Below are 9,087 nucleotides of genomic sequence, written 5' to 3'. Positions count from 1 at the left end.
ACCTCTATTCGACTCCGCTGTCATTTGCACTCATCAACGCCGTTAAAGAACTAGAAGAAGAAAACGACGCTCTGCGCGCGGAATTGGAAGCAACGAACAAGACTCTTCGTCGTCAGTTGGACGAACTCAAGGCCGCTATTGGCCAATAGGGTCTCGCGGTGCCGCTGTCACACCACGCGTTTTTGCGATAGGATAGAGAGGCGGCTATCTCTTACAAATGCGATCAACTTCGACCCGTATCGGTTTTCTGTCACCGGCTCTGGATCGTTCCGAAGCAGGGTGCGGGTAGTGATACGACGGGGGGCCAAACCCGGTCAGGGGAATATCAAGAGGATCGGAAAGGCATGAGTGACAATCCGACAGAAGACGAGCGCACGGCCGCGATCTTCCAAATGGCAATCAATAACATCAAGGCCGATCGCGACCTGTGGAAGGGAAAATACCGTATTCTTAAGCGCATTCTAGCTTACCACGGCATCGAGATCATCGAGGATGACGAAGGAACGCCGGATATCAAGGCAATGCGCAAGGCGGGTGTCATGCCGCCGCGCGATTGGGCTCCCGGCAAGGCAAAGCACTGACCCTTGATATGCGTCGCGGATCAGTTGAGTTTGCACACACAAGCATCCGCTCCGGTGCGTTGCAGCGACGCCGACCCATGTCGACCCGCCACCAGTAAGTGAACATGCGCCCGATCCGAAGCGAAGCGCGCCTCTCAATAGCGCCGTAGCGAGCGCAGGATCGCGGCCGGTGACGGCCTTCCACCATCAATCTCCGTAGCGCGCCAAACTCTCATCTCTTTCCGACATACGCCACCGCGTCACACGCGGCCTGATCGATTGGCTGTCCTGGCAGGGCGTTCGCGCCCTTGCAACGGCATAGCCGTCTTTCCGCTTTGCCCGCCCCTTTGGGGTGCAAGTCCGCTCTTTCCCCGCCTCTCCGGACGCCATCAGGCCGCGATGGTCGCGGCCGGCAACGGCAAGAGGAGAAAGAGCCATGTCACGAACATCAAAATTCGATGTCCATCAGGAGATCACAAACCGCATCGTCGATGCGATCGAAACCGCCGGGGAGTACCGCCTTCCTTGGATCAGAGCCAAAGGCGGATGCTTCGCGCGCCCGGTCAATATTAGCTCGGGCAACCCCTATAACGGGATCAATATCGTCTCGCTTTGGGTGTCCGCCCTCGCATCCGAGTTCCCGTCCAATGTCTGGGGCACCTACCGCCAGTGGCAACAGAATGGCTGCCAAGTTCGCAAGGGCGAGAAGTCATCGCTCGTCGTCTTCTACAAGACGATCGCCTATGACGAGACCGATCCCGAAACCGGCGAAACCGATCAGGCCGAGCGCATGATCGCCAAGGCCAGTTGGGTATTCAATTCCGCACAGGTCGAAGGTTACGCGCATCCGTCCGAAGACCTGCCGGAAGGGCTCACATTCGATCCGATCGCTAAAGCCGAAGCCTTTGCCACTGCGACCGGCGCCCACGTCACCGAAGAGGGCGATCGCGCTTGTTATGTCCCCGCGCTCGACAAGATCCGTATGCCGGAACGTCGCCGCTTTGTCGGTACCGACACCACGACGCCTGCCGAAGGGTTCTATTCGACGCTTTGCCACGAGCTGGTCCATTGGTCAGGCGCGAAGACGAGACTCGACCGTGATCTTTCCGGCCGGTTCGGTTCCGAACACTACGCGATGGAAGAGTTGGTCGCCGAGCTTGGCGCGGCTTTCCTTTGCAGTGATCTCGGTATCACGCAGGAGACGCGGAAAGATCACGCCGCGTATATCGCCAACTGGCTGACGGTTCTGAAGAACGACCGCAAGGCGATCTTCACCGCCGCGAGCCAGGCCAGCAAGGCTGCCAACTATCTCGCATCACTCGAAGCCACGGAGGCGGCCGCATAGGTTGCCTCTCCACTTCGATCCGGCAAAGCCACCATAAAGGTTCCTTTTTGGATCAGCCTGCACGGGGCCGCTTTCCGAGATCGGAATCTATTGAATCAGCCGGATTCCCGTGAGGCAACCCCAAACGAGCGTTAAATATGGAAATATATAATAAATCCAAGAGTTTATGACGAACGTCGAGTGGCTTGGCATACTGCTTTTGCTTGTAGTCGTTGGTCTTCCGGCGCTTCTGGTCCTGTTCAAGAACAATGCCGGAATCGCACTGACCATCTTCGTCGTCATTTTCATCCCGGTGCTGCTTCAAACCTGCACGGCACCTATCGCTTGATACCGCGCGTAGGAGATTCACTTGAAAACTAAAGCTCAGTTCCAAGACCCGACGAGCGCAGCGTCAATCGTGGCATACCTCGCCGTCCTGGTTCCTGTGGTCGTGATTTTCAATGTGGCGAACTCGGGCGGTGAGGTGTTCTGGTTATTGCTGATCGGCTCACCGTTCATTCTCGGGTTCGCGATCGTCCTGCACGTCATGGTTGGTGTCGCCCTAAACCCAGCCGGCCCTGATGGTCGCAACGTTTTCGGGATACCGCTCGCCGCCTCGATCGTACTCTTGATCGTCCTTGGCCCGCTTTCGCTCGTCGTCTTTGCCATTATGTATCTGGTTAACCGGACCCGGCGGCGATGATCTTAGCGTCTATGAACGGGCTGACCGACCCGTATGATTATCATCAGCCCATCCCACGTATCCCATAGGGGGATACGGATTGGGCGTCGGCAGCCCCTCTCGGAAACGGTGACACTCATCCAGCCAAAGCCAGTACATTAGAAGGCGGGATAGCGTCCAATCCTCGAACGGGTTGCTGTCGCAATGGACAACCCATTCGGCGAAGTTAATGTCTCCGCGCGCTTCCAGCCAGTCGGCATAATCCCAGTAACATCGATGAAGCCAAATAATCTCGTCAACACCTTTGGCGTTTTCGTAGACGCGTTGCACGACACCATACGACGGATGATTGGGGGCGTGGCGCAAATACTTCATGAAATGATGATGATCCATATGCCAGAGTAGCAAATCCGAAGACCTCTGTGCCATCTGAACATATTCCTATGTGATCGCCTTAGCGGTCGTGTCCGCGATCTTTATCCTTTCCGGTCGCCAAAGGCTTAAAGGCGCGCGAAAGATCGCCCGGCGCCTTCGGCTTGCTCTCCGCAGCTTTCCGGTGATCCGGCGCAGGCAGGTTCCGCTTGATTCCAAGGGCTCCGCCAGGGGCAAGCCTCGGGTGTGGGAGCCGGAACTGCTTCGGCGGCGGCGGACGGGTCTGGACATTGTCCTTGTCGCGGATCGTGTCCCCACGGATCGACTGATCCGGGCTTGCTGGCATTGTGTTGTCATGGGCAAGTCTGAAGGGCTTTGTCGGCCTATCGGTCATCGTGCACTCTCATTTCGTTTCGGTAGCCTCAGTGCAGCGGCAGCGAGGGGCGACGTACCCCTCGCTGCTTTCAATCGGGCTGACGGAGGTTTCGGCCAAGAGACTTCAGCTCATCATCCTCGAACCATGGCTGCTTGCGGCCGATGATAGGGTTGAGATTTTCGATCAGCACCAGTTGCTCGTCACCGGGCAACCGCATCAACTCGTCCGGATAGGCCAGCTTCCGTTGGGCGGCGGCTGTCGTATCGGTGTTGCTGGTTGAGCTTGAAGAGCCACCGCCACCTTGGCCGCTGCTATTGCCGAACACCCGTGCGACCGCGCTGCTGAAATTCCACACTGTGGTCACCCCGCACAGGGCAGAGAAGTAGTCGGCTGTGATGGTGTCGCGGCTACCGAAATATTGAAGAACACCGGCATTGCTGACGAAGGTCTCCCAGCCGTCACCATAGATGCGCTTGAGCTGGCTCAAATCCTGCACCACGCCCCACAGCTGAATCCCATAGCCGGCCATCAGCCCGAAGGCCTGCTCGACCATGGTCAGCCGTCCTAGCGCCGGCATTTCATCAAGGATGAACAGGACCGGCTTGTCGGGCCTGATTTCGATATTGCGGGCATTGACCGTCACGGCTTGCTGGATCAGCAGGCGCAGCCACCGGCCGAAGGCGTTCAGGCGATCGGACGGCAGCACCAGATAGATGGTCATCGGCTTCGCCTTCAGATCTTCGAACCGGAAGTCCGACGCGGCGAGGCTTTCGCGGATGCGGGCGCTGTCGAGGAAATGCGTCTGAGCCTGCGCCGAGGCGATGACGTTGGCGAGCAGACGTTCTTCCTTTTGCATGCAGCGTGCGCCGGTGCTGGCAACAATATGGTGGGGCGAGCGAAGCATGCGCTCGAAGAGTTTGCGCATATCGTCACCGTCGAGCAGCAGAAGATCGCGCACCCGCCCCAGATGCCGGTTCCCGGCTTCCGATTTGTCGGTCGCCACAAACAAAATCAATCCTTGCAAGACGGCCTTAGCCTCTTCGACCCAGAACTGGTCGTGCTCGCCGATCGGGACGATCAGGGCGTCGGCGAGCAGCATGGCATTTTCGGTGATATCAACATCGCCCTTGACGAGCCAGTCGAGCGGATTGAATCGGGCCGCTTCCAAGTCGGTTGAGGCGGCGATCATCCACGGATCGACCACATAGACGTGCTGTCCCATCGCCTTGCGACGAGCCGCCGTCATCATGGCGTTTTCGCCCTTGGGATCGACAATCAGGATAGAGCCACCATAGGTCAGCAGGTTAGGAATGATCGCCGTCGTGCCCTTGCCGGAACGGTTCGGCGCGACCGTCAGCAGGTGGCGATCGCCGGTATAGGTCAGGCGATGCGATTCCGGCATCGTTTCGAAAGTCCCCAGGCGCAAACCGTCATCATCGATAATGTCATTGTTGATCAGGTGATCGAGATCGGCCCATTGCGACGATCCAAACGTGCTCGGGGTGGCGGCGAGTTTCTTCACCACACCGCCCAGCCAGTAGCCAAGTCCTGCAATGAACGCTGCCACGGCAGCCAGTCCGGTCAGTCCCCAGCCGAGCGTACCGTGATCGGACAGGGCGCCAAACGCAACAACGGCAGCGCCGGCCAGAAGAACGCCATCACGCAGGGCCTTGTTGGCAGGTGAGAAGAACCAGCCGAGGGCAAAGCCAGCGGCACCCGCCAGGGCGATCAAGGCGAACCGCATGTAGGTCGTGTCAGGGAGATACGGGTTGCGCGGCGTGTAGACGTCGATGTTCAGCAGGGTGAAATGCACAAAGAGTGCCGTGCCACCCGCGAGCGCGAGCATATGAGTACGGGGCATAGTGCCACCTCCGGTCAGATGTTGATCGTGAGGGGCAGTTTATGAGCGAGCCCGTAGGTAGTTCCTCGGCAGATCACTGGACAATTCCGGCTATCGCGGCGGCAAGAATGTATGATCGCGCTGCCGTTTACGCGTTCGCGTTTCCTGCTCACTATGCTGTTCGATCCGTTGCAGCGATCGGGTGATCTCACGCGCAAGGATTCGACGGTTCTGGCTATGCCGTCGCCGCAGGGCTTCGATCTTCTTCTGCAGTTCCTGCCGTTCCGCCATCTGCGTCACGACCAGATTATCGCGTTGATCGCGGTCGCGGACCACGCAGCGCCAGATTTCAGCTTCGTTTTGTTTGCGGACACCTGCCGCCGTTCCTGTCAGCCGATCCCACAGGCCGCGCAGGCCCTTCGTGAAGCGTTGCGATCGTGCTTGTTCCTCATGCTGCCAACGCTCTTGCTGTTTTTGAAGCATGGACTGCCGTTCGGCCTGATGCGCCCGCACCATCCGTCCGCGGTCCTCGGACAGCGGACGAGCCTCGCCCTGGTGCCGTTCGTTCACGTCATCAATGAAGCTTTGCAACCTCTCCGAGACAAGCGCCTTCACTTGTGCCCTAACGTCTGCCAGCGGCCGCAGCGCGTTCTCATCACCAAGCCGGTTGCGCACCTCTTTGGTGCGCACGCCGCACCACCGCCCGACAGCGAAGACCTCACCGTTGACGTCGAGGGCCACGAAGCCGCGCCGGTCGCCTTGCGCCAGGAAATAGCCGCGCTCACGCAAAGCCGCCGCGAATGACCGCGCATCATCCGAGCGTTGCCATGCCTCCTGAAAGGTCTGTTTGATCTCGCGCGGATCGAGATGCAGGCGTCTTGCCTGCTGCCATTCCGCCAATGTGAAATTGAGCGGGCTCTTGCCGCCATCGCGGCGCAACCCTTCAGGTAGCGCCCACTCGTGATCGAGATAGAGTTCGCGCGCCAAATCATTCAGCTTCCGCTTGAAGTGCGGAAGGTTGATCGCCGTCATCGTCGCCGGATTGATCCGTGACCACACAACATGTGCATGGCGGCGCCCTTCCTTTTCGTGAAGGATGATAGCGCGAGGTTGGCCTTCCAGCCCAAGTCGCTTCTCCGCTTCATCGGCCGCCCGCCGGAAATCATCTTCCCCGGCGATGGCGTCTATTGGCGGACTGAGGCTGAGCGAGAACATGAACTGCCGGCACTTCGTACCCTTGGAGATTGCATAGCTTTCGGCCAGCGCACCGTCGAGATCGCGGGCGATAAAGCCGCGCAGTTCCTGCACGGCAACATGGTCGTTGTCGCGGTCATTCAGCAAATGCAACGACAATTGCCGTGCGCCGCCGCGCTGTGAGCCCTTGAGTATCATCGCGAGACGATCCCACGATCATGATCGTGCCGATGATCGACATCATCATCACGACCAACACCAACATCAGCACCACCATCATCGGCATCATCGGTTACTTGAATGCCGAGTGCCTGCATCAGCAGCAGACGGATGACCAGCACGTCGTGGCAGGCACGATCGAGCTTCATCGTAGTTTCTTCATCGACCGTAAGCGTACCGCTACGCGCTGCCCCCGCGAGCATCGCCAGCCATTCGGCGGAACGGCTCGCACCTAACTGGGCAAGCATTGAAGCCAGCGCCGCGTGATCCTTCACCGGAGCCCGTGACCGGTGATTGCTCCTCTTATCGCCTTCGGCAAAGAGGACGCATTTCACATAGGAGCCAACAGCCATTGACCCGGCACGACGCTCCAACTGTGCGCGCTCGTCATCGGTCAGCCGCACGGGAAAGGGCTTGGTGCGTGGCCCTCTTTCTTCGCGCGCGGCCGTCATGGTTTCGGCCCCTGAAGGTCGCTACGGCGGTGCTTGAGCTGGTTGTTCCAATCCTCTAGCGTTTCGAAAAGCGCGTTCGAAGTTTCTCCTTCGAGGTGCGCCATTTCGCATTTTCCATTACAAGCCCTGCCTAAAGCTTTGCATGAAAAGGCTAATCGCATGGTCGAAATCGCTGATTTCGGCATGATGGCGGAGGCCAGGCCAATGCCGGGCCCACGACCGCTTTCCTTATAGTCAGATCGGTATCATGCCATGACGGCCAGGGATCTTCGCATCGTATGGGGTAGTCGAACGAGCCATCAAAGGCGTGCATCGGCTGGCAGCCGATGGTCAGCTTTCGTCGTCAGTTGTGATAACCCGTTCTCGTCTTCGTCCGGCACGCCCGGGCCCCGGCCGGGCGGCGTCGGCAATCGCCACCCGGAATATCAGGATCAAGAGGGGCGTTGGCCGAACAAGGAGGCGGGCTATGGCGAACTATTCAAAAGGCGATCACGTAAGCTGGAATTCCGAAGCCGGAGGCGTCAGCGGCCACATCGTGCAAGTTCACGAGGCGGATTTGTAACGGACCGGCTTACGCCGTCCAGCCGTTGAATGCGGCGACGACGCCCACATCGTCGTCGATTTTGGTGATCCCGCCCATCAGCGCCGGGCAGGCGAGCAGCCAGCGGTGGCCCTGTGCCTGGGCATACACGCCGAAGGTCGCGGGCGTGTAACCATAGGAGGTGCGCGGATCGACAGCGTCGTGCACGGTCAGCGACACCCAGCCGTCGGCTGGCGAAATGGCGATCGACGCGGTGTTCGCCTCGCCGTTCTTGTAGAGCGTCTGGCCGTCAAAACAGCGCAGAAGAATGTCGGCGTCCACGGCCCGCAAATAGGCGTGGAAGGTCAATTTGGGTGGGCGTGCCAACTGTGCGCTGAAACAGCCGAGATAGCCGGTCGTCGCTCCGACCGTGAGCGGGCCGTCCGTTCCCGCGCCCTGGGTGATCTCGGCCACCCAGAATTCGACGCCGTAGCGGCGATAGGCGGCATCGCGGATCGTGTCGAGAAGTTCTTTCACCTCCGGAGCGAGCAGGCCGGCCGGGCCGCCGTAGTCGGTGTTGTTGTGGATGAACTTGCCGAGCCCCGCCGCCACCGCGCCGTTATAAGGGCTGAGATAAGCCGGAAAGACGAAGGCGCCGACGGTCGTTGCCGAAACCGCGTTGCCGGCGAAGCGACCGCTGTCCTGCAACAGATTGACGGCGTAGTCATCGAGAAAATTGGCCTGTGGGAAAGACGGCTTTCCCGTCAGGCCGTCGAGGCTCATTGCCTCGACGAAAGCGAGACCGTCCGCACTCGTCTTGAAGGACAGACGGTCGTCGCCCGCCAACCCGATTTCGGCCCGGCCGGAAAAGCCGGTCTGAAGCACGAGGCTGGCCGTGTCGGCCTCGGCCTGCTTGTTGATCACCAGCCGGTGGTCGCCACCGGCGTGATTGAGAAGCGTCGCGTCGGCGGCGACGGCCAACCGGTTCGTCGCATCCGCTTCGGTGTTCACGCCCAGCAGCGAAATGTTCTGAAATTCGCCGGCGGCCGCGCCCGTCGAAACCCACGTATCGGCCGTGTAAACCAGTAGATCGGCCTCGTCCGCGCACCACGCAAGCCACCCGTCGCGCGGCGTGAAGAAGGCCCAGGCGCCGTCCTGGAACGCCGCGACGGCGCCATCACGCCCGATCCAGGCGCCGGTTCCGCCTGCGGCGATGATGTGGCGCTCGCCCTCCGCGGCATTGGCGGGCGGAGCGGATAATGTGCGGCTCGCGACAGCAAGCATCACCAGCGCGTCGAGGGCGCGCAGCGCCTCGTTGTGGGTGACATGCTTTTGCGCCTGTGAAGGCAGGATGAAGGGCAGGGAGAGATTGGCGCTGTGTTCCATGATGGCGTCCCGTGTGGTCGTTGCGGGACCAGTCTAAGGGCGTTCCCCCGACCGGGGAGAAAATGCCGGGCGGCTGGCCATGCGGCCAAGCGGCGACTCCCATAAGAGGTGAGCGATTCGAGCGGGTTCTTGGGCCTGTCGAATGGCCGGGATTCGACGAAG

The 9,087-nt window shown here is 60.0% G+C and carries 9 protein-coding genes; 4 read left to right on the top strand and 5 right to left on the bottom strand.

The window, feature by feature from the left end; translation table 11 throughout:
* Positions 1-344: 344 nt before the first annotated feature.
* From MJ956_RS07215 to MJ956_RS07200, 4 genes are all read left to right on the top strand, one after another.
* Entirely contained in the window at positions 345-581 is a 237-nt protein-coding gene (locus MJ956_RS07215) for a hypothetical protein (RefSeq protein ID WP_253963808.1), read from the top strand.
* A gap of 415 nt (positions 582-996) precedes the next feature.
* Complete coding sequence (locus MJ956_RS07210) at positions 997-1,905, top strand: ArdC family protein (protein WP_253963807.1); 909 nt, start codon at positions 997-999, stop codon at positions 1,903-1,905.
* A gap of 166 nt (positions 1,906-2,071) precedes the next feature.
* The gene (locus tag MJ956_RS07205) at positions 2,072-2,233 is read left to right on the top strand and encodes a hypothetical protein (RefSeq protein ID WP_253963806.1); all 162 of its coding nucleotides are present in this window, start codon (positions 2,072-2,074) and stop codon (positions 2,231-2,233) included.
* A gap of 21 nt (positions 2,234-2,254) precedes the next feature.
* On the top strand, positions 2,255-2,587 hold the full coding sequence (locus tag MJ956_RS07200; protein ID WP_253963805.1) for a hypothetical protein: 333 nt from the start codon (positions 2,255-2,257) through the stop codon (positions 2,585-2,587).
* A gap of 9 nt (positions 2,588-2,596) precedes the next feature.
* Here the strand turns inward: MJ956_RS07200 and MJ956_RS07195 are convergent, their stop codons facing one another.
* The 5 genes from MJ956_RS07195 to MJ956_RS07175 all read right to left on the bottom strand — a co-directional run bounded on the left by MJ956_RS07195 (position 2,597) and on the right by MJ956_RS07175 (position 8,925).
* Complete coding sequence (locus tag MJ956_RS07195; RefSeq protein ID WP_253963804.1) at positions 2,597-2,995, bottom strand: hypothetical protein; 399 nt, start codon at positions 2,993-2,995, stop codon at positions 2,597-2,599.
* Between the two features lie 407 nt (positions 2,996-3,402).
* On the bottom strand, positions 3,403-5,175 hold the full coding sequence (locus MJ956_RS07190; protein ID WP_253963803.1) for a type IV secretory system conjugative DNA transfer family protein: 1,773 nt from the start codon (positions 5,173-5,175) through the stop codon (positions 3,403-3,405).
* Between the two features lie 90 nt (positions 5,176-5,265).
* On the bottom strand, positions 5,266-6,546 hold the full coding sequence (locus tag MJ956_RS07185; RefSeq protein ID WP_253963802.1) for a relaxase/mobilization nuclease domain-containing protein: 1,281 nt from the start codon (positions 6,544-6,546) through the stop codon (positions 5,266-5,268).
* Entirely contained in the window at positions 6,543-7,019 is a 477-nt protein-coding gene (locus tag MJ956_RS07180) for a hypothetical protein (protein ID WP_253963801.1), read from the bottom strand. Before MJ956_RS07180 ends, MJ956_RS07185 begins: the two co-directional genes overlap by 4 nt.
* Positions 7,020-7,590: 571 nt before the next feature.
* Positions 7,591-8,925: a DUF2793 domain-containing protein gene (locus MJ956_RS07175; protein WP_253963800.1), complete on the bottom strand. Its 1,335-nt coding sequence runs from the start codon at positions 8,923-8,925 to the stop codon at positions 7,591-7,593.
* Positions 8,926-9,087 lie beyond the last annotated feature (162 nt).

The organism is Aurantimonas marianensis, from assembly GCF_024195285.1.
Classification (GTDB): domain Bacteria; phylum Pseudomonadota; class Alphaproteobacteria; order Rhizobiales; family Rhizobiaceae; genus Aurantimonas; species Aurantimonas marianensis.
This window is presented reverse-complemented; position numbering and strand designations above follow the sequence as displayed.

Bases quoted from the DNA above. Each gene is read 5' to 3' on its own strand.
- MJ956_RS07215 (WP_253963808.1), top strand. From the start codon at position 345: ATGAGTGACAATCCGACAGAAGACGAGCGCACGGCCGCGATCTTCCAA.
- MJ956_RS07210 (WP_253963807.1), top strand. From the start codon at position 997: ATGTCACGAACATCAAAATTCGATGTCCATCAGGAGATCACAAACCGC.
- MJ956_RS07205 (WP_253963806.1), top strand. From the start codon at position 2,072: ATGACGAACGTCGAGTGGCTTGGCATACTGCTTTTGCTTGTAGTCGTT.
- MJ956_RS07195 (WP_253963804.1), bottom strand. From the start codon at position 2,995: ATGGCACAGAGGTCTTCGGATTTGCTACTCTGGCATATGGATCATCAT.
- MJ956_RS07190 (WP_253963803.1), bottom strand. From the start codon at position 5,175: ATGCCCCGTACTCATATGCTCGCGCTCGCGGGTGGCACGGCACTCTTT.
- MJ956_RS07185 (WP_253963802.1), bottom strand. From the start codon at position 6,546: ATGATACTCAAGGGCTCACAGCGCGGCGGCGCACGGCAATTGTCGTTG.
- MJ956_RS07180 (WP_253963801.1), bottom strand. From the start codon at position 7,019: ATGACGGCCGCGCGCGAAGAAAGAGGGCCACGCACCAAGCCCTTTCCC.
- MJ956_RS07175 (WP_253963800.1), bottom strand. From the start codon at position 8,925: ATGGAACACAGCGCCAATCTCTCCCTGCCCTTCATCCTGCCTTCACAG.